Source organism: Arthrobacter sp. JB02-1C (assembly GCF_057748045.1).
The window spans coordinates 1,654,194-1,677,459 of record NZ_CM173235.1 but is presented as its reverse complement, the minus strand read 5'-3'; the positions used below and the strand labels follow the sequence as shown (position 1 = coordinate 1,677,459).

The following is a 23,266-nucleotide window of genomic DNA, read 5'->3' as shown; positions in this document are numbered from 1 at the left end:
TTATTCGCATGCCTACTTTTGCCACTATTCAGCAGGATTCGGACAACCGGAACCTGATCCGCAAAATCCAGAAGGCCGTCGCTTTCCTGGCACCGACCACTGTCCCGCTGCCGACCACGCTGTTTATGGCCGGCGGGCAACTGGTCGACTTGAAGGCTGCCGGGTTCCTCCCTATCGGAATCGTCACCCCGGACGGGTACGAGTTCGGCCGTGACGTGTCGAAGACGGACGTTTCAGGCCTCGGTTACGCCGGGCCGGTTCGTTCCGACATTGATTCGGTGGCCCGCACGGTCAAGTTCACGCCGTTGGAAACCGGCCGGAAGCACATGCTCGAACTGACCTACGGCACGGACCTTACCGCCGTGAAGCAGGCCGCGGCTAATGGCGAGATCGTGTTTGACGAGCCGGACCTGCCTGTCGGTCAGGAGTACCGGCTCCTGGTCATCGGCTCCGACGGCCCCGCTGCTGACAACTGGATCCTTGGCCGTGGCTACGGCTCGGTAAAGCTCGCCGCGACGGATTCCCAGAAGTGGGGCACGGGCGACGCGGTGCAGCAGCCGCTGACGTTTGACGTGTTCACGGATGCTGTGATCGGCGTCCCGGTGAAGCACTACATCGGCGGCACTGGTGCCGTGAAGAACAAGACGGCGCTCGGTTTCACCCAGGCGCCGTAACCCCCTAATCGCGGTGCGCGTCGTTCTCCGGGTGGCGGCGCGCACCGTTTTCACAATCACCCGAACCATTGCTAGGAGCCACCATGCCCCGCTTCATTTCCAAGGACGGCAGCCACACCGTCGAAACCGCCGTAGCCACCGAAGCTGCTGAACTTCGCCGCGACGGCTACACCGAGCAGGCGGCCCGCACCGCCGATGTACGCGAAGCTGGCGCCGTGAAGGCTGACGCTCCCAGGTCCACCAAGTAACCAAACCCACCCATCTCTCACCCGGAGGTAACACCATGGCTGTTGATAAGCCGAACGTAACACTGTCCCTGTCCGATCTTGAGGCCGAGGTTGCCAAGCCGGAACCGTTCGTGCTGGCGTTGAAGAACTCCAAGCGCGTCACGTTCCCGGACATCTTCGACATGCCCGCCGATGAGGCTGAGCTGATGCTCGCCGATCTGAAGTCGGCGACATCGGACTTCGGCGCCATGGAGAAGTGGCTGTCCAAGGAAGACTTCGCGGCATACAAGGCCGCCAAGCTTCCGCTTCGTGTTCACGGCGCGCTCATTGAGCGGGTAATGAACTACTACCAGCAGACCGTGGGCACACCGGGGGAAGATTCCGCCTCGAAGAACTGATCCGCCGTTACCGTCCGCAAATCCGCTACGACCTCGCTCATGAGTGCGGCGTGGATTTGGCGGAATGGTACGCGGGTAAGCGGTGGGTCGGGTTGCTCGAACTAATCGACAACCTGCCCACCGCTTGCAGGCTCAACGAGGCGATAGCGAACGACCCAGAAACGGCCGCGCATTTGGCGGAGTTGCGGCTAGCAAAAACTGACGACGACGCTGAGTCGTGGTCACCAAGGATTTCAGAGTTTGACCTGACCGCCACGATGCTCCGCGAAATCCTCCACGCCATCAAGGGACTCCGCGCCGTGTCGATTGCTGCAGCTGGTGGGAAACCTGGCGAAGAGAAACCATTCCCCGCCCCGTACACCGAGATAGACCGCGCCATAGCGTCCGCGGAACGTAGCTGGGCCGAAGCTTTCGTCGGCCAGTTCGGCTTTGGTGCCGACGACATCTAGCAGGAGGCCCACATGCCCACTATCGGCGTAGCGGACATACTCATCCGCCCGAGCTTCCGCGGTCTTCAGCAGACCGTTGGGCGTGAGCTTGACGGCGTGGGCGAGTCTGCCGGTAACAATGCTGGCAAGGGCTTCGGTAGCAAGATGACCGGCGCGATTACCGGCTTCATGGGCGGCGCGATGAAGGCTGCCGGTATTGCGGGCGGCTTGTCGGTTGGCGGTGCATTCGGGACGGCGCTCTTCAAAGGGTTCGGCAGGCTCCAAGCAATTGAGGAGGCGAAAGCCAAGCTCGCAGGCCTGGGCCACTCTGCGGAGTCGGTAACGCAGATCATGAACGATGCAATGGCGTCGGTCAAGGGGACCGCGTTCGGGCTTGACGAAGCCGCCACGGTGTCAGCTTCGGCAGTGGCAGCGGGCATCAAGCCTGGCAAGGAGCTTGAGGGCGTCCTGAAGACCGTTGCCGACACGGCGACTATCGCGGGCGCGTCAATGACTGATGTCGGCGCGATCTTCGGCTCTGTCGCGGCGCGTGGCAAGTTGCAGGGCGACGACTTGATGCAGCTTCAGTCGCGTGGCATCCCGGTGTTGCAGTTCCTGGCTAAGCACTACGGCGTAACCGCCGAGGCTGCTTCGGACATGGTGAGTAAGGGCAAGGTTGACTTCAAGGCGTTCGAGTCCGCCATGAACAAGGGCCTGGGTGGCGCGGCGCTGAAGTCTGGCGAAACGCTCCAAGGTGCCTACAAAAACACAATCGCGGCAGTAGGCCGTATCGGCGCCTCGCTCCTCTCGGGCGTGTACCCAAGGATTCAGCAGTTCTTCGCCGGCGCGATCAACTGGCTAAAGCCGATGGAAGAGGGCGCTAAGGTTGCCGGCGCCAAGATCGGAGAGTTTCTTGGTAAGGCAATCGACGGCGCGCAAGGCTTGTTCGACCTCATCGTCAAGGGCGATTACACCGGGAAACTTGCGGAGGCGTTCGGGTGGGCTGAGGACTCTAAGCCGGTCGACTTCCTACTCCGCGTCCGCGACGGGTTCATCGTAGTCAAGGACGCTGTCGAGCAGTTCGCTGCCGGGCTGTCGATGGATTCAGCGACCCGCGACCAGTTCACAGGGCAGCTTGAGGGCTGGGTGAAGGCGGGCGCAGGCGTCCGCGACGCGTTTGAGAAATCCATCTCTGTCTTGGGCGACGTGGTCAAGAAGATATGGGAGTTCAAGGAGCCGATCGCCGTAGTCTCCGGCCTCATCATCCTTTCCCTAATCCCGCATTTTGTGGCGCTCGGCGTGGAGGCGATCAAGTCCGCTGCGCAGCAGAAGGTTGCGTGGGCGATGGCGAAGGGTAGCGCCGTCAAGGCCGCGTTCACTCACTCATGGGCGGTTACCGTCATGATCGCTGGCTGGGTCCTAATGGCCGCTCAGGCTACTGCCAACGCGGTGAAGATCGCGGCTGGCTGGTTGATCGCTATGGGCCCCGTCGGTTGGATCATTGGCGGGATTGCGCTGCTCGTGGGCGCGTTCGTCCTGGCGTACAACAACATTGGTTGGTTCAAGGACGGTGTTGACGCTGCCATGCGCTGGGTCGGCGATGTCGTCGGCTCGGTCTTCCAGTGGATCCAGGATGCCATCGGCGCGGTCGTGGATTGGTTTACCAACACTGCGGTCCCGTTGTGGGATCAGGCGGTCAAGTCGGTTGGTGACTTCTTCAACTGGCTGTACACGGACATTATTAAGCCGGTCTTTGATGGGATTGCGGCGGCTATCAAGTGGGTTTACGAGTCGATCATCAAGCCCGTGTTCGATGGGATCGCCGCGGCGGTCAAGTGGGTTGGCGACGTCTTCACGGCGTTCTACGAGTCCACGATCAAGCCGGTCTTCGATTCTATCGGCGTGATCGTCGGCGGCTTTTACCTGTTCTTCCGTGGCATCGGCCAGCTCATCGCCTCGGTCGTCAAATACATCATTGTCCCGTACATCAAGTTCTTGTGGGACCGGGTTGTTGAGGCGTTCGGCGCGATTGGTTCAACGATTTCGGATTGGTGGAATTTCGCGGTCGGCATCTTCAACGGCGCGGTCGGTTTCATTCGTGACGTGTTCTCCGCGGCGTTCACATGGCTGTATGACACGATCATCAAGCCGGTGTTCGATGCTATCGGCCAGGCTGCCACTTGGCTGTGGGAGAACGTCCTCAAGCCGACGTTCGACGCCTGGGTGAACGTCTTCACGGTCGTTATCCCCGCGGCGTTGAACTGGCTCCATGACAACGTGTTCAAGCCTGTGTTCGACAAGATCGGCCAGGTCGCGAACTGGGTTTGGCTCGTGGTCCTGAAGCCGATGTTCGATGCCTGGGTGAACATGTTCACGGTGGTCATTCCGAACGCACTGAACTGGCTGTACAGCAACTCGATCAAGCCCGTGTTTGATGGTATCGGGTCCACGATCAAGTGGGTTTGGGAGAACGTCATCAAGCCCGTGTTCGACATCATCTCTAAGACCATTACGGAGACGATTCCGAACGCCTTCCAGACTGGCGTGGATAACGTCAAGAAGTTTTGGAACGGCTTGATGGAGGTCGCCAAAACACCCGTCCGGTTCGTTGTGGAAAAAGTCATCAACGAGGGCCTGATCGGAACCTTCAACAAGATCGCCGGCATCCTTCCCGGGATTAGCACTCTCCCGGATGTCGCCGTCCCTGACTGGCTGAAGGCTGGTTCCGGGTTCGCCCGCGGCGGCATCCTGCCCGGACAGTCGTCGTGGCGGAATGGTGACGACCAGCTCGTGCCGATGCGCCGTGGTGAGGGCGTGCTGGTTTCCGAGGTCATGCAGGACCCGTACGAGCGGGCGCGCCTGTACGCGATGAATAAGGCCGCGATCATGGGCCGGAAAGCGTCGGAGGCGCGGGCCCTGTTCGGTGAAGGCTTCGCTAAGGGCGGCATCGTCAACCCTTTGAAGCAGCTCATCGAGACGCAGGGTTACAACCGGATCCACAAGGGCGTTGACTTCGCTGCTGGCGTCGGGACGCCAGTGTTTGCCACGGAGAACGGGCGCGTGTCCTGGTCAGGGCCCGGCGTCCAAGCCCCGGGTGTATGGGGCGGCAACGAGGTCCACATTGATGGCGGCTCGGGCATCCAGTCGTGGTTCGCTCACCTGTCCAGCATGGCTGTTCGGGTCGGTGACATGGTGCGCGCCGGGCAGGAGATCGGACGCTCCGGTAACACGGGCATCAGCTCCGGACCGCACCTGCACTTCGGCACGTTCGCGGGTGGCTGGCCGAACGACATCAACCCTTACAGCGTGTTGTCGGGTGCTGGCGTTCCGTCCGGTGGCGGGTTCAACCCGTTGGCCGGGATCATCGACGGGCTGCTGGCGAAGTTCCGGGAAGCGTTCCCGGCCGCGGGCATGATCGCTGACCTTGCTATCGGTGTCGGCAAGAAGGTGTTCAACAGCATTTCGGACGCCATCACGGGCGGCGGCAAGGGTTCGGCGGCTGGCGATCCGGCGCTGTACGACCTTGGCGGGATCCTGCCGCCGGGGATCTCGCAGGTTGTGAACCGCACCGGGAAACCTGAGGCGATTCTCAACCCGCAGCAGTGGGCGGATGTTCACCGGATCGCAACACAATCCGGCGGGTACCAGGCTGACGCGCTCGACCGTCTCACCGAGGCAGTGAAGAGCGCCCGGCAAATCATCATCCCGGACATGTCATCGGATCGGGCCAGGGCTGTTGCGCTGGCACGGCAGCTGGAAGGAGTCTGATGCGGCTCGATCATGGCATCGGTTGGTCCCTGAACGGTTTTGACCTTTCAGGGGCCGACCCGGCCGGCGTGCGTTGGCTGGTGAAGGACGTTGAGGGGTGGGATGATCCGGCCGGAACGTCCGGCGGTGTGACCCAGAACGATTACGCGGACGGCGGGTGGGTTGGTGAGACGTTCCTTGAGCCGCAGCCGCTCGTATTGAAGGCGCGGCTGTTGGCGCCGAACCGGCCTGCAAGCATCCGGGCCCGGGACGCGTTCAAGTCGATCATCCCTGTGCGGACGTTGGCGCCGCTGGTCCTGATGGATTGCGGTGTACTGAAGCACCGGATGGTGAAGCAGGAGGGCAAGCCTTCCGTCAAGCAGATCAGCGACTATCACGTTGATATCTCTCTGCAGCTGGTGTCGCCTGATGCGCGCATCTTCTCCGGTGACGGGTCAGCCCCGTACACCTACAGCGCCACCACCAGTCTGCCGGTCACGACTGGCGGACTTCAGTTCCCGTTGCAGGCGCCGTTCCAGGTCGCGGCGGACACGGTTTCCGGGTCGGTGGTGGTCACGAATGTCGGGGACGCGACTCCGCCGGTGAAGGTGCTGATCGCTAACGCGGTGAACCCGTCGATCACGACCGCGGATGGGCAGCGGATGTCCTTCGCCCTGACGGTCGGGTCCGGGCAAACCCTTGAGGTTGATCTGGACCGGAAGACGGTGAAGCTGAACGGCGTGAACCGGCGCAACACCCTCTCTGGCGGCTGGATCACGCCCACGGCCGGGACCGAACTGAAATTCAACGCAACCACTTACAACGCCACAGCCCGGATGACGGCGCAGTGGTCTGACGCCTGGAGGTAGTGATGTCAGAGCCGATTCTCTTGGGCACCGTGACGCGGGGGAAGCTCACCGCCCCGACCGCAGCGGGAAAGACGCTGTTGATCGGGGCGGTGCGGCGTGGCCGGTTAGAGCCCTGCGGTGTCGTCTGGTACGACGACGGTCTTGCGCAGGAACAGTGAGAGCAGCAGGTCACCTTCGACTCCGCTGATGGTGTGGTTCACGATTTCCCAGCCGTCGGCGAGGTGACCGAGCAGCTCCGGTGGGCTGGCGGCGAAGTCGATGTCCAGGACACGGACTTCACCCGGGCGGCCCGGGACGTCTGAGCCGGGGATTCTCCACAGAACAAGTTTCAAATCATTCATTTGTCATGTCTTTCTTGAGTGGTTGGTGCGCGTCCTTGAGCGTACCCGCCCATCAATGCCGGAGGTTTTACCATGCCGCTCGATGCCCTTGACCCGACCTGGATTAACGCGCCCGGCGGGGTTGGCCCTTCCTACGATTCGGAGGAGCTCCGCCGGGACATTGGGTTCCTGCTCGCTGGTGGTGCGACGGCGGACGTGTCCCGGACGGGCGTGCTGGATGTCCGGGCGCTGACCGTGACCTTGTCCGGTACGAATGTGCGGATCAACCCGGGCGGCTGCGCTATCGGCACGGGGAAGGGCGCGTACCTGACGGGGGCGGCGGCGACCGCGACGATTGACGCGCTTGCCCCGGCGGACGTCACGAACCCGCGCCGGGACCGTGTCGTCCTGGAAGTGCTGGACCCGGACAATGGCGGCGGCGCCGGGCGGAAAGCCCAGTTCCGGGTGATTGCGGGCACCCCGTCGGCGACGGCGGCGTCGGGTGGCGGCTACCCGGCCGCACCGTCGTCCCCGTCGATCACGCTGGCGTATGTGGATGTGCCGAAGTCCGGCGCGGGGAACCCGGTGGTCACGGACCAGCGCCCGTACACGTCGGCGGAGGGCGCCCCGATTCCGGTGCGGGATGCCGCCGACTTGGCGACGGTCCCGAAGTTCGCCGGGCAGCTCGCGTCCCGGCTGGACCAGGGTGGCGCGATTGTCCGCTGTGACGGCAGCGTGTGGGGCCGGGTGGATGCGCGGACGAACCTTGACATTGTCCTGTCCCAGTCCAGCGCGTCCACGCCTAACTCGTTGTGGGGGCCCGGCAGCGGGGCGCAGATGCTCGCCGCGGTCGTGGGGTCGAAGTCGAATAACCAGGACCGGTTCACGTTCCCGGTGAACAACCAGGTTCAGGTCAGTGACGAGGGCCTGTACGACGTGACGTGGACGATCCGGTTCTACAACACGGACGGCGTCACGCCCAAGGCGACGACCGGTTTCCTGAGGGTATCCGACGACGGGGTGGGCCTCGCGCAGGTTCATTACGGGGTGACGAACTTCGCCGCGGTCGGGGATGTGTCCGTGTCGGCGAACAACATCACGCTCGCGGCCGGCGGCAAACTCAACTTCAACTTCCTCATCCCGGATACGGTCACGGCGCGGCACTGGATCAGGATCGCCCGGAAAGGCTAGACCACCGTGCTGAAGTGTGAGCCGGCGCATTCAATGTCATTCACCCTAAAGGAGATAAAAACCATGCCTGAAGCAACAAACAACCCGGCGATCATCGTCACCCCGGCGGAGCTCGTGCGCCAACACCTGGGCCGAAAGGTCCAGTATCAGCGGATCGGCAAGAGGGGGCACGCCAAGATCATCGCGTCTCTGGAAGCGATCCAGCACACGGAGGCGGGCTACAAGCTGGAACTGGACAGCGGCACCACCGTGTGGGGCGCATATGACGACGGCGCCACTGTCCAGCTTCTCCCATGCTCAGCGGGCGAGAACGAAGATGCAGAGCCGCGCAAGGTCGTGGTTCACACGCAAATAGCGAACCTTGACCTATCCAAACTCGGCGGTACCCGCGTGACGGTCGATGGGTCGATCAGTGCCGCCAAGTTTGGCGGGCTGTCATCTTGAGCGCTTGAGTTCCTCTACCTCAAGTTCAAGGTCGGCGATTGCCCGCAGCAGTCTGGGGAAGTTGTCCTGTGTTGTCGCAGCAAATCCTTTCAGGCCATCGCCACCCTCCGTGAGCCGCGCATCTGTCGTGTTGAAAAACTCCGCTGCGGCGAAGGCAATAGGCGTGGCGGCTTGGGTCATGACAAATGGAGTGTTCCCTCCGAGGCGTTGGCTCATTTTTCTCTCATTTCTTCCGGGCGCGCTGGTAGATCAGCGCTGCATTGTTGACGCCCTCAGCCTACTGTCGGCGCGCCCGGAACCATCGTTGGACCAAAGCAAGGCGGTCGCCGCATCCGGTGGCCGCCTTTCCCATGCCCGGAAAGGTTAGTCATGCTGCGTTTCAAAGTCTGCGAGCTCGTCACCGGGGACGTCCTGGATGAGTTGCCGTTCAGCATTGAGGGGGACCTGACCCGGGCGTTGCAACAGTACGGGGACGGGACCCTGTCACTGCCCCTGTTTGATTCCCGGGGTGAGCTGGTTTCGGATACGTGGGAGCAGGCGGTGTTGCCGTGGCGGTCGCTGATCCTGGTCGTGGACGAGCAGGACCGGATCCTGTGGCATGGCATCCCGCAGGACCGGCCCCGCACACTGGCGCCGCAGCCGCGCTACCCGTGCCGGACGCTCGAGGCGTACCTGATCCGCCGGTACGTCCCGGACAAGGTCTTCGTCCAGGCCGATCAGACCTCCGAGATTTTCCGGTGGCTGGTGGGTGTGGCCGGGGCTGCGATCGGTTTGGAGTACGACTGCCCGCCGTCAGGTGTGCTCCGGGACCGGGAGTACAAGGACGACGATAACGCCCGCGTCTATGACCGGGTGAACGAGCTGGCCGCCGTGCAGGACGGTTTCAGCTGGACCATTGACGTGGTGTGGGGCGACGACGCGCATTCGTTCGTGCGGAAGATCGCCCGGACCGGCTACCCGTTCCTCGGGAACCGGGACCCGAACCCGGCGCAGGTGTTCGAGCTCGGGCAGAACATCACCGACTTTGAGTTGTCCGAACCGTGGGGCGAGGGCGACGCCGCAACCCATGTGCGGGCTGTCGGTGACGCTAACGAGGATGACGTGCGGCTGGTGTCCGCCCCGGTGATTGACACGGTCCGGGAGGCGGCCGGCTGGCCCCGGCTGGAGGAGCGCCGATCCTTCTCCAGCGTCACCCGGCAACAAACGATCGACTCCCACGCCAAAGCTGTCGCCGCCCAGCTGTTCGGCGGGCAGCGGGTACTGACCCTGACGGCCCGGAACCCGGGCGAGGGCGAAGACTTCACCCGCCTCGGCGACCTCACCCTGGGCGACACCGCCAAAGCGATCATTCACTGCCCCTCCCTTGACCTCGAAGAAGTCTGGCCCGTCGTGGGCTGGTCCCTCACCCCGGAAACGGGGGTTTACAAGCCAGTTTTGGCAAAGATCGGAGCATAGTGGACAACTCACTGATTCCCCGCCCGTTTTCCCCGACTGACGCGAAGCGCGACAGGGAGGAGAAGGCCCGCCTCGCGGAGCGCGGAACCGGTGCGTTGTGGGGCGCGAGCACGAAGACGTCCGTCCGGGTCGCTGAGAACAAAGCCGAGGCGGAGTCTAATCTCGCGGAGGCGCAGCGCCGCTACGACGAGGCCCTCGCGGCGGAAGCTGCGGCTCGGGCGGCGGTGGAGGCGAAGCTGGCGGCGGCACGCCTGGAGCTGGACGCTGCTGCCGCTGTGCGGGATCAGAAGCTTGCACAGGCGGAGGCTGATCTGACGGCGGCGAAGGCCAGGCTTGACACGGACGCGGCCCGGCTGGATGACGTCTTCGGCAAGGTCGCCGCTGTGCCGTCCCAGGTGGACGCCGCCAAGGCGGCAGCTATAGCTGCCGCGGCCGCTGATGCGACCCTGAAGAAAGAGCAGGCCGAAGCGAATGCGGCGGTCGCGGCTGCGGCCGATGCCAAGGCCAAGGCTGACGCGGCGCAGACTGCGGCCCTCGCGGCAGCGAAAACCTATGCTGACGCCCAGGACTCCGGCGCGTCCGCTACCACCCTGGCCGCGGCTAAGGCGGACGCCACATCGAAAGCCGACGCAGCGAAGGCGGCCGCCATTGCCGCCGCCGCACTGGACGCCACGGCGAAGAAAGAGCAAGCCGAAGCGAACGCCGCAGCGGACGCCAAGGCGAAGGCGGACAAGGCCCTCGCGGACGCGAAGGCCGACGCCACAACCAAAGCTGACGCTGCCAAAGCCGCCGCCATTACGGCCGCAGCATCGGACGCCCAGACCAAGGCGGACACTGCCCGGGATGATGCATATTCGCTGGCGCTCACTGCGCAGGCGTACACTCAAAACCCGTCATTCGATACCTGGACCGGGGCGGCCCCCGCAGCTTACAACGTCTACGGGACAGGCCCGACCAAGGAAACCTCACTGTTCCGGCGCGGGCCATTCGCGGCACGGTTCAACTGCACGGACACCACCACCAACCGCGGGCTGGACCTTCGCATGTCAGGCGTTGCCGGCTTCTTCTCAGGGGCGCCCAACCTTGAGTACTGGACCGTGGAAATCACCTTCCAGCTGGTATCAGGCGCCACCCTCTCGGGGATGGGCGTCAGGCTCGACTGGACGGGAATGACCGGCGGCAACACGGCCTCCATGCCGCTCGCCGCTGAAATCCCGGACCCCATTGTCGGCAAGTGGTACACCGTCACCAAGACGCTGCGCCGTCCGGCCACCGCCGTTGGCACCTGGACCGCTATGGGCGGCTACCTGTTTGTAAACTACGCCCTTGGCGGCTTCGGACCAATGGCCATTAAGGACGTTGTTGTTGACTGGCTGAACGTCCGGCCCGCGACCAACGAGGAGATAACGTCCTACGGTGCCCCGGCGCTGATTGACGCGAAGGCCGACACCCTGATCCAGTCCGGCACCCCGGCCAGCAGCTACCAGAAGTCCACGACTCTCTGGATTGATACGACGGGCGGAGCGAACACCCCGAAGCGGTGGCTGGGCAACGCTTGGGCCGAAATCACGGACAAGGCAGCGAAGGACGCTGCGGCTGCGGCGGCCGCTGCGCAGGCGGCGGCAACTGCGGCGCAGGCGGCGGCGGGCGCGGCGCAGGGCACGGCGGACCTGGCACTGGCCAGCGCGAACGGCAAGACGGCCGTCTATCGGGACACCAAGGCCCCGTCCGGGACCGGGAAAACCGTCGGCGATATTTGGTGGCAGTACGCAGACAACACGTGGGCGGTCGTCATCGGCGAATGGGCGTGGGACGGGAGCGCGTGGAAGTCGCAGAAAGTCGGCTACCAAGCTATCGCGTCCCTCGATGTCGGCTCCCTCGTCGTCGCTGGGCAGTCGGTGCTGCCCGACGTCGTCTCGCAGCACATCGCCTCCCGCACGGCTGCGTTCCAGCGGGCGGACATCAAGAACCTGTTCGTCACCGACGCCGCCACAATGGACACCGCGGTGGCGCAGGCCATCTACACCCGCAAGCTGGCGGCCAGCAAGATCCTCGCCACGGAGGTGCTGATCGGTTCGCCGCAGAACGTGATCCCGGACCCGCTGTTTATGGACCCGGCGATGACTGCGCTGCGGAACACCAACTCGAGCATGACCGTTACCTCAGACGCGGCCAGCGGCGACCTGGTGCTCACGACAACCAGCACCAACAACCAGTATTTCCGACCGCTGGGCGTCACCCAGTCTGCGGCCACAGTGAAGGACTGGATCGTGGTGGAGCCCGGGCAGGTGTGGCGCTTCTCGGCAACCCTCCGGGGTGTCCGCGGTGGTGGCGACATACGAGTGACCGCCCGCACCAAGGACGGCTCGGCGACCATCACGGTGCCTAAGAGCACTGTGAACTTCAGCGCTGGGGACTCTACCGTGGTGAGCGAGTTCACCATCCCGGCCAACGCCTACAACCTGCTGCCGGAAATCCGGCTGTCCGGTGGGACGGTGGGGCCGCAATACCTGGTGGCAGGTAGCGTGTCGCTGCGCCAGGTAGTGGACTCGGCGCTGATCGTGGATGGCGGAGTCACCGCCAAGAAGTTCGAGTCTGTGCTGGTGTTGGCCTCTAAGATCATCGCCGGCCTGGAGAACGGCACCCGGGCCGAGATGTCCCCGGCGGGGTTCAAGGTGTTTGCCACGGACGCCTCCGGGAACGTGTCGGAAGTCGTCCGGATGGGCGTCAGCGCGACGGACGACTATCTGTCCATCATTAAGGCGAACGGCGAGCTCGCCTCGTCGATGTCCCAGGACGGCAGCATCTCCGGCCGGCAGCTCAACGCGAACGAGTCGCTTTATTACAAGGGCACTGAGTTGCAGACTCTGCTGGACCGGATGCCGCAGGGTTTCGTGGACGGGGTGTTCCGCACCACGGATGCAGCCCAGCCGGCAGTGGGTGGCGGCAGTGGCGTGCCGTACCTGCGGCTGGAGACCAAGCTGAAAATCAACCGGGTGTACAGGATCAGCACCAGCGCGATCCGGGCCAAGATGGGCGCCAACTCCAAGGTGACCCTCGGGCTGTCCTACCGGTTCGACGCGATCGCGGACATGACGAATAAGACGACGCTGGCGAACGCAATGATCGATGGCGACCTCAAATCGGCCATGTTGTCCGACACGTTTTCGTACACGTCGGGGCCGGCGGAGAGGACGGTTTCTTTCCTGGTTTGGTGGTCCGGATACCCAGGCTCAACGAACAGCTGGTTGTCGGCAGCAGCGGATGCCCGGGCCTCGCTCATCGTGGAGGACATCGGCAGCATCCAGAACCTCTCCGGAACAGGTGTGTGGCTCGACGGGACCGGCACCCCGCCGCCGGCGAAGAACACGTATGAGAAGGAATACCCGGCCTGGACGTCGCAAAACTACCAGGGGAACAACACCAAATATGACTGGCCGACCGACGGGCGCATGATCCAGGGACTCTCCCCGGCCGGCATAGGCAACACGAAGTCGATAGCGCTGATCCCGGACATGACCGCCGACCTCGCCGGGGCAACCATCAACTGGATCCGCGTCTATTTCTACTTCGACTCGTGGTACTACAACGCCGGCGGCACCGCCAGGATCGGGCTGCACCCGCACCAGGCGATCCCGGCGACGTTCAGTTCCAACGGCATCGTGGTCACCTCTGCGAACTGGCCGCGGCCCGGCGCGAGGTGGATCGACATCCCGTCCCAGCACTGGGCCAATTTCAAGTCCGGCACCTACCGCGGCCTCACCCTCGAAGGCGACAGCACCTACGAGACCTACGGCATCGCGCAACGCCCGGTGGTCCGGATCAACTACACCAAATAGGAGGCACCATGCCCGACCTTGACCTGCTCAAATACGCCAGGGCCCGCGACAGCCAGGAGCTCGTCTGGCGCGTCGCCGCGGCCATGACCGTCCAAGCCCAGTACAACTACGAAGCCAAACCGGCGGACCAATCGGTCGAGGGTTTGAAGCTCACCGACTGGGTGCTGGAGAACCCGCTCCAGCCCCTCGACATGATGACCGCCTTCGCGGCGACCCACCCGCCCATCGCGGCGAAGGTCACCTACCTCAACGGCACCATCGACACCGCCGACGTCCTCGACGACGACATCAAGTATGTGGTTGGCACGAAATGGGCGCTCGTGGCCGCCAAAATGTTCGGCGGCAAGGCGTGAGGGCGCTGCTGCGGCGCCTGTGGCTCCGCGTGCAAGAGCCCCGCGCCCTCTCGGTGATCTACTTCCTGATCTACCTGGCTGTGTTCATCCTCGGGCTGCTCGTAGCGTTGGACCCGCCGCGTGCGGTCCAGGGGACCATCGGGCAGACCCTCCTCGTCGTCTGGGCTGTGATGCTGGTCGCCGGCGGCGGGATCGGGACAGCGACGGCGCTGCAGGGCGCCTGGTTCCTCGAGCGGGCCGGGACGATCCTCTGCATGTTCGCGATGGCCATTTACGGCGCGGTCGTCGTCGCGCTGCCGGTCTCACAGCAGAGCCTCCGCGCCGCGACCCTCTGCTTCGTCGCCTTCTCCATCCTCGCCTTCGCGGCCCGGCTCGTGATCACCAGGCGCTACGCCTTCGATCCTGAACGGTAGGAACGCTTATGGACCAGGCAGCAGAACCCCATTACGTCCAGCTGCTCGCGGCGATGTTCGGCATCCTCGGCAGCAGCGGCGCGCTGGTCGTGATCGTCAACGGCGCCGTCAAATACTTCAACGGCACCGCCGGACGGCAGCGGATACGGAACATGGGCATGAAAGAGCAGCGTAACGAGGCGTGGGCCGACGCCGAACGGGAACGCGCCCGGGCCGACCTCGAAGCCCACAACCGGCGACTCACCGAGGAATACGCCTCCCAGCTCCGCCGCGACTGCACCGAACACGGCGTCCCCGACCAGGAACTCCGGCCCTGGCCAACCCTCAAGAAACCCCCGCCCGAACAGGACTAGGAAACTGATGGCCACCTACTGCAAACCATTCAAGCGGGGCGCCTCGTGGCGGTCCCAGAACTTCGGCGAGAACGCCACGATCTACGGGCCGCACTCCGGCAACGACGAAGCCGCCCCGATCGGCACCCCAGTGCACGCGGCCGGGGACGGTTACATCGACTGGGCCGGGCAGTTCGACAACACCTACAGCGACAACCTGCTGTGGCTGCTGGACATGGGCGGCAACATCCTCGTGCTCAACTGCGGAGCAAACGCGCCGTCCTTCGTCTACGCCCACCTGTCCCGGTTCCTGGTCAAGCGCGGCGACTGGGTCCGCAAGGGCCAGCTCATCGCCTACTCGGGCAACAGCGGCTATGCGACGACGGGTGCGCACTTGCACATCGAGGCTGTCCCGCCCGGGTATTCGCTGAACAGCCCCATGCTGGGGCGGGTCAACCCCGACCGATACCTCACCGAATGGCCCGAAGACCTCGGCACCATCACACCCCAAGGCACCATCACACCACTGGAGGACGACATGGCACTTACAGACGAAGACATCGAGAAGATCGCGAAAGCGGTCGTCAACAAGCAGGTCGTCCGGGAAGGTGGCGACCCGAACAAGACCAACACCCTGGCCTGGTCCCTCGGGGCCGAGTCGGGGCGCACCGAGGGGATCATCCGGCGCACGGCGGAGGCTGCGGCCGCGGGCGTCCTGTTCACCAAGTTCAAGCGGCAGGGCCCCGGCCAGACGGGCGAGACCGACCTGGCATCGGTGATCAGCTGGTTCGACCACGGCGTCCAGAACGCAGGGTCTGCCAAGGCCAGCGGCACCCAGCTGGCCATCGACCCGAAGCAGATCGCCCAGCAGATCAGCCAGGCCATCGCCGATAGCCTCACCCGGGGTGCGGCAGCAATCAACAACGAGGGAGGTAAGTAGATGCTGCTGACATCCATCCTGCGGACCGTTGTCCCGGCTCTGTGGGGCAGTGTGATCGCCTGGCTGATCGGCGTCGCGCCGGTCCTCGCTCCGCTCGAACAGGATCTGGCCGGCCTCGCCGACATCGCCCTGCCCATCATCACCGCCGTGATCATCGGCGCCTGGTACGCGCTCTGGCGCTGGGCCGAACCCCGCCTGCCCGACTGGCTCACCCGCGCCGTCCTCGGCTCCGCCAAGGCGCCCGTCTACCCGGCCGCCCACAGGCTAACCGCATGGGATGCGGCCGTGGCATATCAGGACCAGGTGCGTGCGGCGACTCCCGGCCCCTCCCCGGTCAACGACACCCGCGAACGCCGCACCGAATAGCAAACCGCCCCGCCATCCTTTCATCGGGATGGCGGGGCGTTTCGTCGTTGCTGACCCGGTCCGCTCCGGCGGTGCCGTAATGGCGGGCGCTGCGGCCGGTTTGGCGCTGGACGGGCGTGGCGTCGAATCGGCCAAGAAATGCAAGTTGGCATTTTAGCTCTTGACAGACGCGCTAGACCTAGCATGTTACGCAACATTTCTTTTTGCTCCCGGATGACGCCGCGACGATTCGACCATGACACCAGCAACGGCGCGGTGATGGAGGCGCAGGCAGCGGCGGCGAGCTACGGGCACGACAAAGCCCCCCGCCGCTGATGCGACGAGGGGCACTGGTGGTGAGGCTGGCTACCTGGCGGTGATCCCAGAGAAGACCACAGGCAGGGCATCGGCTGGCGCGGACTCACTAGGCCAGATCTCGACGGTCACCTTCGATCCAGCCGGCGCCCAGTACGTGTCGGTCACGTCCACTGAGGAACCGGGGGCTATCTGCTTCGGCATCACGGTCCGAGTGGTCCCGCCTTGGTACACGCTCGGCTGTGTCGCCTCGTACTTGTCTGCCCCGTAGTAAACAGTGAACGGGACGGCTTTGAGTGGCACGGCCGCGGTTCCGGCGTTCTGATACTTGAACTGCAAGACGACGGGCACCATGTCGGGTTTCGGGTCGCTCGCAATTTCCGACTGCGCGGCAATGCGCGCCCCAACGAACCCGACGTCAATGCCGTCCGCCGTCTTCGCCGCCTTCGATGTCGTCACATCCACCGTGACAGTCGTCGGCGTGGGCGTCGGCGTAGAAGCTACCCCGGTGACGTCGGGCCCCGCCGCGGGCTGGTTGGCCGGCGCCGAGCATGCGGTGAGCGAGAGTGCCGCAACCGCGGCGAGAGTGAGAATGGTCCGCTTCAAAGAGTCCCCCTGATTGAGTGATGAAATGTCATCCTAGCCGAGCGCGCCGACAGCCTCGAAACGATCCCCCCATTGGGGGGATGCACAGTCGAATCATCCCCGATTGTCCGGTTTCTGCGGTTTCGATATTCCGGCCCAAATCGGCCTACTTCCCTTTATTGGCGCGGCAGGATGGGCACAAAAGACGCACAAATGGATGGGGTTCAAATCCCCCCGTCTCCGCGTTTGGCCCCGGTCCTTTGGACCGGGGCCTTTTGCGTTTCCTACCCCGCCTGGCCGAGCACGAGCGGCAGCACCGCCCCGGCACCGGCCAGCCGGAGGGCGCGCCCGGCGACGGTCACGGTCCAGCGGCTGTCCACCAGGTCGTCGATCAGCATGACGCTGCGGCCCTCGATGCCGCCGAGCGCGGCGGCCAGCTCGGGGCCGACCACCAGCCGCTCCCAAACCCCGGCGAGCCGGTAGGCGCTGTTGCCGCCGCGGCTGCCGGTGGGCCCGCCGTGGGCGAGCTGCAGCTGGCCCAGGTACGGGATGCGGCCAATCTCGGAGATGCCACGCGCCAGCGAGTCCACCAGTTCCGGCTTGCCGCGGGACGGGACGCTGATGATTGCGGCCGGCCGGCCCGCTCCACTCCAGCCCGGGGTGCGCGCGTCTCCCGTGCTCCACTCCCGCAGGACCTGCACGCAGGCCCGGAGCATCCCCGGGTCCACCGCCCGGTCCGGGGCGCCGGATGCGAAGGTTTCCCGCAGGGCGCCGCCCCAGCCGAGGTCCGTCAGCCGGGCCAGCACGCGGCCCTCGGCGAGGCTTTCCTCGGCCTTGATCTTGCCCTTGACATTCACGCCGAGCCGGTCCATGCCGCTGGGCCACTGCAGCCGCGGCTCCAGCACCATCCCGGCCCGGCTCAGGGTGGCACCCGCCGCTTCGGTGGCGTCGGCGGCGATGTCCGCGGGGAACCACCGGCCCGCGCAGTTGTCGCAGCGGCCGCAGGCCCGGGCCGTTTCATCGTCCAGGACCGAGGTGAGGTACTCCATCCGGCAGCCCGCGGTATCCTGGTAGATCACCATGGAATCCTGCTCGTCCACCCGGGCCTCGGCGATCCGCCGGTACCGTTCGGCGTCGTAGGTCCAGGGACGGCCGGTGGAACGCCAGCCGCCGCCGACGCGTTCGACGGCGCCGTCCACTGCCAGCACCTTGAGCAGCAGTTCCAGCGGCGTCCGGCGCAGGTCAACCCGCGCTTCGAGCGCCACCGTGGAGACGGCGCTGCCGGCCTCCGCAAGGGCGGACAGCACGGCGGAAGCCTTTTCCTCAGAGGGCATCGAGGCCGTGGCAAAGTACTGCCAGATGTCCCGGTCCTCCGAACCGGGCAGCAGCAGCACGTCAGCGTTCGCGGCCCCGCGGCCGGCGCGACCGACCTGCTGGTAGTAGGCCACAGGGGACGACGGCGCCCCAAGGTGGACCACGAAGCCGAGGTCCGGCTTGTCAAAGCCCATGCCCAGGGCCGAGGTGGCGACGAGGGCCTTCACCTGGTTGTCCTTGAGCAGTTGCTCGGCACGTTCCCGGTCCGCAGGGTCGGTCCGGCCGGTGTAGGCCAGCACCTCGTGGCCGGCCTCGGCGAGGAGCCGGGCGGTGTCCTCGGCTGCGGAAACGGTGAGCGTGTAGATGATGCCGCTGCCGGGCAGGTCCTTCAAATGCGTCAGCAGCCAGCCCAGCCGCTCCCGGGAGTCGGGCAGCCGCAGCACGCCCAGCCGCAGCGACTCGCGGCCCAGGGCCCCGCGGATGGTCAGGACCCCTTCGCCGAGCTGTTCCTCAATGTCGTGCACCACCCTTGAATTGGCCGTGGCAGTGGTGGCGAGGACCGGCACAGTCTCCGGCAGCTGGGTGATCAGGTCCGCAATCCGCCGGTAGTCCGGCCGGAAGTCATGGCCCCAGTCCGAGATGCAGTGGGCTTCATCGATCACGAGCAGCCCGGTGCGGCGGACCAGCACCGGCAGCTGGTTTTCCCGGAAGGACGGGTTGGTCAGCCGTTCCGGGGAGACCAGCAGCACGTCCACCTCGTCGGCGGCGAGCTGCTCACGGACGGTGTCCCACTCCAGCTGGTTGGCCGAGTTGATCGCGACCGCGCGGACACCGGCCCTGGCGGCGGCGGCCACCTGGTCCCGCATCAGGGCCAGGAGCGGCGAGACGATCAGGGTCGGGCCGGCACCGCGGCGGCGGAGCAATAGCGAAGCGACGAAGTACACAGCGGATTTCCCCCAGCCGGTGCGCTGCACCACCAGGGCGCGCCGGCCGCCGTCGACCAGGGCCTCGATGGCCTCAAACTGGCCCTCGTGGAATTCCGCGGCCGGGTGGCCGACCAGCTCGCGCAGCACCGTCTGGGCCTGTTCACGTGTCCCGGACGGCGGAGCCCCGGCCCCGGCAAAGTCAGCGGCGCCGTCCGTGCCCGGGCGGGAGTCGGAAGCGGAAATGACTGCAGCGTTCTGGTTTAAGGCCATTGCTTTAGTATCCCAGCCCGCTCCGACAGCCGCGAAGCGGGCGGCCGTGTATGTGCAGAACCGCACTCCACCTGGCCGGACGGCTCCCCTGCTGCGGCGCCGCGTCCACGTAAGATGGTCCGGTGACTAGCAACCAGACAAAGACCTATGACCTCTCGGCTTCCTTCAAGGCCTACGATGTGCGCGGCATTGTGGGCGAATCGATCACGGCGGAAATCGTCGAGGCCGTGGGCGCTGCTTTCGTCGATGTCCTGGGGCTGGCCGGACAGACTGTGCTGGTGGGCGGCGACATGCGCCCCTCCTCCCCCGAATTCAGCCGGGCGTTCGCCGGCGGCGCCGCCACCCGGGGCGCCAACGTGCAGCTGCTCGACCTGATCTCGACCGATGAGCTGTATTACGCCTGTGGCGCCCTGGACGCAGCCGGCGCCACCTTCACCGCCAGCCACAACCCGGCCGAGTACAACGGCATCAAGATGGCCAAGGCGGGCGCCGTGCCGATCTCCTCGGAAACCGGCCTGAAGGAGATCCAGTCGCAGGCCGAGGACTACCTCAACGCCGGCACCATCCCCGCCCACGGCACCCGCGGCCTGATCAGCGTCCGCGACGTACTCAAGGACTACTCCCGGTACCTTCGCGGCCTCGTCGACCTCCGCGGGTCCCGTCCGCTCAAGGTCGTGGTCGATGCCGGCAACGGCATGGCCGGCATGACCACCCCGGCCGTCCTCGGCGACACCTTGCTGCCGAAATTGCCGCTGGAGATCATCCCGCTGTACTTCGAACTCGACGGGTCCTTCCCGAACCACCCGGCCAACCCGCTGGAACCGGAAAACCTCCGGGACCTGCAGGCCGCTGTCGTCGAGCACGGCGCGGACATCGGCCTGGCCTTCGACGGCGACGCGGACCGCTGCTTCGTGATCGACGAAAAGGGAGAGCCGGTCTCGCCGTCCGCCGTCACCGCCATGGTCGCACGCCGGGAAATCGCCCGCGCCAGGGCCAACGGTGAGGACACCCCGACGATCATCCACAACCTCCTGACCTCGCGGGCCGTCCCTGAACTGGTGGCCCACGACGGTGGACGCGCAGTCCGCACCCGGGTGGGGCACTCCTTCATCAAGGCCGAGATGGCGGCCGAGGGCGCGGTCTTCGGCGGAGAGCACTCTGCCCACTTCTACTTCCGTGACTTCTGGAACGCCGATACCGGCATGCTTGCCGCCATGCACGTCCTGGCAGCCCTCGGCGAGCAGGACGGGCCGCTGTCCGCACTGGCCCGGGAGTACGAGCCCTACCATTCCTCCGGCGAGATCAACTCCGAGATCGAGGACAAGGCCGCTGCAGTGGAGCGCGTCCGCCTCGACTTCCAGGCCGACGACGTCTCGGTGGACCATCTCGACGGAAGCACCTTCATCGCGGCGGACGGAAGCTACTGGTTCAACCTCCGCCCGTCCAACACCGAGCCCTTCCTGCGCCTGAACGTCGAGGGCACGGACCGCGCCACCATGGAACGGATCCGCGACCGGGTCCTGGCCGTGGTCCGGGGCTGATCGGCATGGCCGATTCAGCCGACCCCGGCGTCCTTCAGCCGACCGACCCTGCCGGCGACTCCTGGCGGGGTACGGTCCCGGACAGCAGCGCCACCGACCTGGAAAACCTGCTCGGCACCGGAGTGGGCGCCGCCCAGGAACAGCTCGAACGCAACGGCGGCTTCCTGCCGTTCGCCCTCGTGGTGGAGAACGACGGCGAGGTCCGCCTAGTGGCCGTCACGCCCGCCGACGCCGCAGAGGGCAGCGATGAAGACTTCGACGCCGACGGCATGATCGGCGACCTCACCGAACTGCTCCGCCAGCACCGGGACGAGTTTCGCGCTGCCGCCATCGTCTGCGACATCACCCTGCTCGACGAAGGATCGGACGCCATCCACGTGGCCGCCGAACACCGGGACGGCTCTGTCTTCGCAGCCGTCCTGCCCTACGGCCCGGACCCGGCCAGCAACGAGCTGGAGTTCGGCGAGCTCTCCGCCGACACCAACGAACCGGCCGTCTGGGTGGACTAGACCAGAGCGTGCAATGAAGATCAATGCCTTCGCCGACGTGAGCCTGCGCGCCATGATGGTCCTCGCGGCCGCCCCGGCCGACGCCCTGCTCACCACCCGGAGCATTGCCGAGGCCGTGGGAACCCCCTACAACCACGTCAGCAAGGCCATGGCCAGGCTCCGCGAACTGGGCCTGATCGACGTCGAACGCGGCCGCAACGGCGGCTCCCGGCTTAGCAGTGCCGGCCGCGGCGCGACTGTGGGCCAGCTGTTGCGCGCCCTGGACACCCGCGCCGATCCCGCTGACTGCGTCGCGGCAGCCGGCAACTGCCCGCTGATCACCGAGTGCCGGCTCCGGGGGGCCCTCGGCCGCGCCCGCGAGGCCTTTTACCGCGAGCTTGATGACATGGTGATCGCGTCCCTGCCCAGTCCACGGCAGATGAACCCCGTCTTTCAGGCGATCGGCCTGCGCCCCGGCCTGTAGTGGGCGGCCGGCGCACCGCCTGCGGTCCGGCCGGCCCGGAAACCGATTTGCACCACATTTCTACGGCGTGTAGAACTAAGGCATAAATACTCGCATTTCAAATGCTGGTATTTCGGAACGGTCCGGCTGAAGACACCGGGCCTCTAGCTCAGGAGTCAGCAAATGCTCTCGGACAAGTCCTTCCCCGTCATCGAGGCCACCCTGCCGCTGGTCGGATCCCGGATCGGCGAGATTACGCCCAAGTTCTACGCCCGCCTTTTCGCGGCCCACCCGGAACTGCTGGACGGCCTGTTCAGCCGCGCCAACCAGCGCTCGGGCAACCAGCAGCAGGCCCTGGCCGGGAGCATCGCCGCTTTCGCCAGCCACCTCGTCAACAACCCGGGGACCCTCCCAGAAACCGTGCTGGCCCGCATCGCGCACCGCCACGCCTCACTCGGAATCACCGAACCGCAGTACCAGGTGGTCTACGAACACCTCTTTGCCGCCATCGCCGACGATCTGGCCGAGGTCATCACCCCCGAGATCGCGGAGGCCTGGACCGAGGTCTACTGGCTGATGGCCGATGCCTTGATCAAGCTCGAAAAGGGCCTCTACGCGGCGCAGGCCAACGGCAAAATGTGGAGCCCGTGGAAGGTCGCTGCCAAGACCCCGGCCGGGACCGGGTCCATGACGTTCGTGCTGGAACCGGCGGACGACACCCCCGTCACCGCGGCGCTGCCGGGCCAGTATGTCAGCGTCAAGGTAACCCTTCCGGACGGGCTCCGCCAGGTCCGCCAGTACTCGCTCTCCGGCGACGCCGGCACCAGCCGGAGCTTCACCACCAAGCTGGACGACGGCGGCGAGGTGTCCCCGGTGCTGCACAACGACGTCGAGGTCGGCGACGTCCTCGAGATTTCCAACCCCTATGGCGAGATCACGCTGAAGGACAACGACGGCCCGGTGGTCCTTGCCTCGGCCGGGATCGGCTGCACCCCGTCGGCGTCGATTCTGCGCTCCCTGGCCCGGACCGGCTCCGACCGCCAGGTGCTGGTTCTGCATGCTGAAAGCACCCTGGAAAGCTGGGCCCTCCGCTCCCAGATGACCGACGACGTCGAACGGCTCGACAGCGCCGAACTCCAGCTGTGGCTGGAGCAGCCGACGCCGGGCGCCAAGGAGGGGTTCATGAGCCTTCGGGACGTGGACCTGCCCGCCAACGCCTCGCTCTACCTGTGCGGCCCGCTGCCGTTCATGAAGAACATCCGCAATGAAGCGATCAGTGCCGGCATTCCGGCCACCAAGATCCACTACGAGGTCTTCGGCCCGGACATCTGGCTCGCCAACTGACCTGGGCATCGATTGCTCCGCAGGAGCCCCTATCAGGGGTCAAAA

At 65.5% G+C, this 23,266-nt stretch carries 23 protein-coding genes; 19 read left to right on the top strand and 4 right to left on the bottom strand.

Annotated elements, in window-relative coordinates:
• The first annotated feature begins 8 nt into the window (after positions 1 to 8).
• From AC3ANP_RS07945 to AC3ANP_RS07920, 6 genes are all read left to right on the top strand, one after another.
• Complete coding sequence (locus AC3ANP_RS07945; RefSeq protein WP_488332775.1) at positions 9 to 674, top strand: hypothetical protein; 666 nt, start codon at positions 9 to 11, stop codon at positions 672 to 674.
• A gap of 83 nt (positions 675 to 757) precedes the next feature.
• Positions 758 to 922, top strand: a complete 165-nt coding sequence (locus AC3ANP_RS07940; RefSeq protein WP_488332774.1) for a hypothetical protein — start codon at positions 758 to 760, stop codon at positions 920 to 922.
• Between the two features lie 35 nt (positions 923 to 957).
• Entirely contained in the window at positions 958 to 1,299 is a 342-nt protein-coding gene (locus tag AC3ANP_RS07935; protein ID WP_488332773.1) for a hypothetical protein, read from the top strand.
• Positions 1,300 to 1,349: 50 nt separating this feature from the next.
• A complete protein-coding gene (locus tag AC3ANP_RS07930) occupies positions 1,350 to 1,748 on the top strand; it encodes a hypothetical protein (protein ID WP_488332772.1) in 399 nt (132 codons plus the stop codon).
• A gap of 12 nt (positions 1,749 to 1,760) precedes the next feature.
• Positions 1,761 to 5,495 carry a peptidoglycan DD-metalloendopeptidase family protein gene (locus tag AC3ANP_RS07925; protein ID WP_488332771.1) on the top strand — a complete coding sequence of 1,245 codons (3,735 nt, stop codon included), beginning with the start codon at positions 1,761 to 1,763 and terminating at the stop codon, positions 5,493 to 5,495.
• Positions 5,495 to 6,343, top strand: a complete 849-nt coding sequence (locus AC3ANP_RS07920) for a phage distal tail protein (RefSeq protein WP_488332770.1) — start codon at positions 5,495 to 5,497, stop codon at positions 6,341 to 6,343. The genes AC3ANP_RS07925 and AC3ANP_RS07920 overlap by 1 nt, the downstream gene beginning before the upstream one ends.
• A 104-nt stretch (positions 6,344 to 6,447) precedes the next feature.
• On the opposite strand, the gene AC3ANP_RS07915 is transcribed toward AC3ANP_RS07920, so the two are convergent.
• Entirely contained in the window at positions 6,448 to 6,684 is a 237-nt protein-coding gene (locus AC3ANP_RS07915; RefSeq protein ID WP_488332769.1) for a hypothetical protein, read from the bottom strand.
• Between the two features lie 72 nt (positions 6,685 to 6,756).
• On the opposite strand from AC3ANP_RS07915, the gene AC3ANP_RS07910 reads away from it, so the two are divergent.
• A complete protein-coding gene (locus AC3ANP_RS07910) occupies positions 6,757 to 7,854 on the top strand; it encodes a hypothetical protein (protein ID WP_488332768.1) in 1,098 nt (365 codons plus the stop codon).
• A gap of 63 nt (positions 7,855 to 7,917) precedes the next feature.
• A complete protein-coding gene (locus AC3ANP_RS07905) occupies positions 7,918 to 8,298 on the top strand; it encodes a hypothetical protein (RefSeq protein ID WP_488332767.1) in 381 nt (126 codons plus the stop codon).
• On the opposite strand, the gene AC3ANP_RS07900 is transcribed toward AC3ANP_RS07905, so the two are convergent.
• Complete coding sequence (locus AC3ANP_RS07900; RefSeq protein WP_488332766.1) at positions 8,290 to 8,514, bottom strand: hypothetical protein; 225 nt, start codon at positions 8,512 to 8,514, stop codon at positions 8,290 to 8,292. The two genes, AC3ANP_RS07905 and AC3ANP_RS07900, sit on opposite strands and share 9 nt — an antisense overlap.
• A gap of 153 nt (positions 8,515 to 8,667) precedes the next feature.
• Between AC3ANP_RS07900 and AC3ANP_RS07895 the strand changes: the two genes are divergently transcribed.
• From AC3ANP_RS07895 to AC3ANP_RS07865, 7 genes are read left to right on the top strand one after another with little or no spacing between them, the layout of a single operon-like run.
• A complete protein-coding gene (locus AC3ANP_RS07895) occupies positions 8,668 to 9,753 on the top strand; it encodes a hypothetical protein (RefSeq protein ID WP_488332765.1) in 1,086 nt (361 codons plus the stop codon).
• A complete protein-coding gene (locus AC3ANP_RS07890; RefSeq protein ID WP_488332764.1) occupies positions 9,753 to 13,592 on the top strand; it encodes a carbohydrate binding domain-containing protein in 3,840 nt (1,279 codons plus the stop codon). The genes AC3ANP_RS07895 and AC3ANP_RS07890 overlap by 1 nt, the downstream gene beginning before the upstream one ends.
• Before the next feature lie 8 nt (positions 13,593 to 13,600).
• Positions 13,601 to 13,945 carry a hypothetical protein gene (locus AC3ANP_RS07885; protein WP_488332763.1) on the top strand — a complete coding sequence of 115 codons (345 nt, stop codon included), beginning with the start codon at positions 13,601 to 13,603 and terminating at the stop codon, positions 13,943 to 13,945.
• Between the two features lie 29 nt (positions 13,946 to 13,974).
• Entirely contained in the window at positions 13,975 to 14,358 is a 384-nt protein-coding gene (locus AC3ANP_RS07880; protein WP_488332762.1) for a hypothetical protein, read from the top strand.
• Positions 14,359 to 14,366: 8 nt separating this feature from the next.
• Positions 14,367 to 14,711: a hypothetical protein gene (locus tag AC3ANP_RS07875; protein ID WP_488332761.1), complete on the top strand. Its 345-nt coding sequence runs from the start codon at positions 14,367 to 14,369 to the stop codon at positions 14,709 to 14,711.
• Positions 14,712 to 14,718: 7 nt separating this feature from the next.
• A complete protein-coding gene (locus tag AC3ANP_RS07870) occupies positions 14,719 to 15,630 on the top strand; it encodes a M23 family metallopeptidase (RefSeq protein WP_488332760.1) in 912 nt (303 codons plus the stop codon).
• On the top strand, positions 15,631 to 15,996 hold the full coding sequence (locus AC3ANP_RS07865; RefSeq protein WP_488332759.1) for a hypothetical protein: 366 nt from the start codon (positions 15,631 to 15,633) through the stop codon (positions 15,994 to 15,996).
• A gap of 345 nt (positions 15,997 to 16,341) precedes the next feature.
• Here the strand turns inward: AC3ANP_RS07865 and AC3ANP_RS07860 are convergent, their stop codons facing one another.
• Together AC3ANP_RS07860 and AC3ANP_RS07855 are read right to left on the bottom strand one after the other, a co-directional pair.
• Entirely contained in the window at positions 16,342 to 16,896 is a 555-nt protein-coding gene (locus AC3ANP_RS07860) for a hypothetical protein (RefSeq protein ID WP_488332758.1), read from the bottom strand.
• Positions 16,897 to 17,159: 263 nt separating this feature from the next.
• Entirely contained in the window at positions 17,160 to 19,385 is a 2,226-nt protein-coding gene (locus AC3ANP_RS07855; RefSeq protein ID WP_488332757.1) for a RecQ family ATP-dependent DNA helicase, read from the bottom strand.
• Between the two features lie 122 nt (positions 19,386 to 19,507).
• Between AC3ANP_RS07855 and AC3ANP_RS07850 the strand changes: the two genes are divergently transcribed.
• From AC3ANP_RS07850 to AC3ANP_RS07835, 4 genes are all read left to right on the top strand, one after another.
• The gene (locus AC3ANP_RS07850; protein ID WP_488332756.1) at positions 19,508 to 20,926 is read left to right on the top strand and encodes a phosphomannomutase/phosphoglucomutase; all 1,419 of its coding nucleotides are present in this window, start codon (positions 19,508 to 19,510) and stop codon (positions 20,924 to 20,926) included.
• Between the two features lie 5 nt (positions 20,927 to 20,931).
• The gene (locus AC3ANP_RS07845; protein WP_488332755.1) at positions 20,932 to 21,435 is read left to right on the top strand and encodes a hypothetical protein; all 504 of its coding nucleotides are present in this window, start codon (positions 20,932 to 20,934) and stop codon (positions 21,433 to 21,435) included.
• 13 nt (positions 21,436 to 21,448) lie between these two features.
• Positions 21,449 to 21,898: an RrF2 family transcriptional regulator gene (locus AC3ANP_RS07840; protein ID WP_488332754.1), complete on the top strand. Its 450-nt coding sequence runs from the start codon at positions 21,449 to 21,451 to the stop codon at positions 21,896 to 21,898.
• A gap of 162 nt (positions 21,899 to 22,060) precedes the next feature.
• Positions 22,061 to 23,221, top strand: coding sequence for a globin domain-containing protein (locus AC3ANP_RS07835; RefSeq protein WP_488332753.1), 1,161 nt, complete (start codon positions 22,061 to 22,063; stop codon positions 23,219 to 23,221).
• Positions 23,222 to 23,266: the final 45 nt, after the last annotated feature.

Coding starts and splice junctions, on each gene's coding strand:
- AC3ANP_RS07945 (WP_488332775.1), top strand. CDS start 9: ATGCCTACTTTTGCCACTATTCAGCAGGATTCGGACAACCGGAACCTG.
- AC3ANP_RS07940 (WP_488332774.1), top strand. CDS start 758: ATGCCCCGCTTCATTTCCAAGGACGGCAGCCACACCGTCGAAACCGCC.
- AC3ANP_RS07935 (WP_488332773.1), top strand. CDS start 958: ATGGCTGTTGATAAGCCGAACGTAACACTGTCCCTGTCCGATCTTGAG.
- AC3ANP_RS07925 (WP_488332771.1), top strand. CDS start 1,761: ATGCCCACTATCGGCGTAGCGGACATACTCATCCGCCCGAGCTTCCGC.
- AC3ANP_RS07920 (WP_488332770.1), top strand. CDS start 5,495: ATGCGGCTCGATCATGGCATCGGTTGGTCCCTGAACGGTTTTGACCTT.
- AC3ANP_RS07915 (WP_488332769.1), bottom strand. CDS start 6,684: ATGAATGATTTGAAACTTGTTCTGTGGAGAATCCCCGGCTCAGACGTC.
- AC3ANP_RS07910 (WP_488332768.1), top strand. CDS start 6,757: ATGCCGCTCGATGCCCTTGACCCGACCTGGATTAACGCGCCCGGCGGG.
- AC3ANP_RS07905 (WP_488332767.1), top strand. CDS start 7,918: ATGCCTGAAGCAACAAACAACCCGGCGATCATCGTCACCCCGGCGGAG.
- AC3ANP_RS07900 (WP_488332766.1), bottom strand. CDS start 8,514: ATGAGCCAACGCCTCGGAGGGAACACTCCATTTGTCATGACCCAAGCC.
- AC3ANP_RS07895 (WP_488332765.1), top strand. CDS start 8,668: ATGCTGCGTTTCAAAGTCTGCGAGCTCGTCACCGGGGACGTCCTGGAT.
- AC3ANP_RS07885 (WP_488332763.1), top strand. CDS start 13,601: ATGCCCGACCTTGACCTGCTCAAATACGCCAGGGCCCGCGACAGCCAG.
- AC3ANP_RS07875 (WP_488332761.1), top strand. CDS start 14,367: ATGGACCAGGCAGCAGAACCCCATTACGTCCAGCTGCTCGCGGCGATG.
- AC3ANP_RS07870 (WP_488332760.1), top strand. CDS start 14,719: ATGGCCACCTACTGCAAACCATTCAAGCGGGGCGCCTCGTGGCGGTCC.
- AC3ANP_RS07865 (WP_488332759.1), top strand. CDS start 15,631: ATGCTGCTGACATCCATCCTGCGGACCGTTGTCCCGGCTCTGTGGGGC.
- AC3ANP_RS07855 (WP_488332757.1), bottom strand. CDS start 19,385: ATGGCCTTAAACCAGAACGCTGCAGTCATTTCCGCTTCCGACTCCCGC.
- AC3ANP_RS07845 (WP_488332755.1), top strand. CDS start 20,932: ATGGCCGATTCAGCCGACCCCGGCGTCCTTCAGCCGACCGACCCTGCC.
- AC3ANP_RS07840 (WP_488332754.1), top strand. CDS start 21,449: ATGAAGATCAATGCCTTCGCCGACGTGAGCCTGCGCGCCATGATGGTC.
- AC3ANP_RS07835 (WP_488332753.1), top strand. CDS start 22,061: ATGCTCTCGGACAAGTCCTTCCCCGTCATCGAGGCCACCCTGCCGCTG.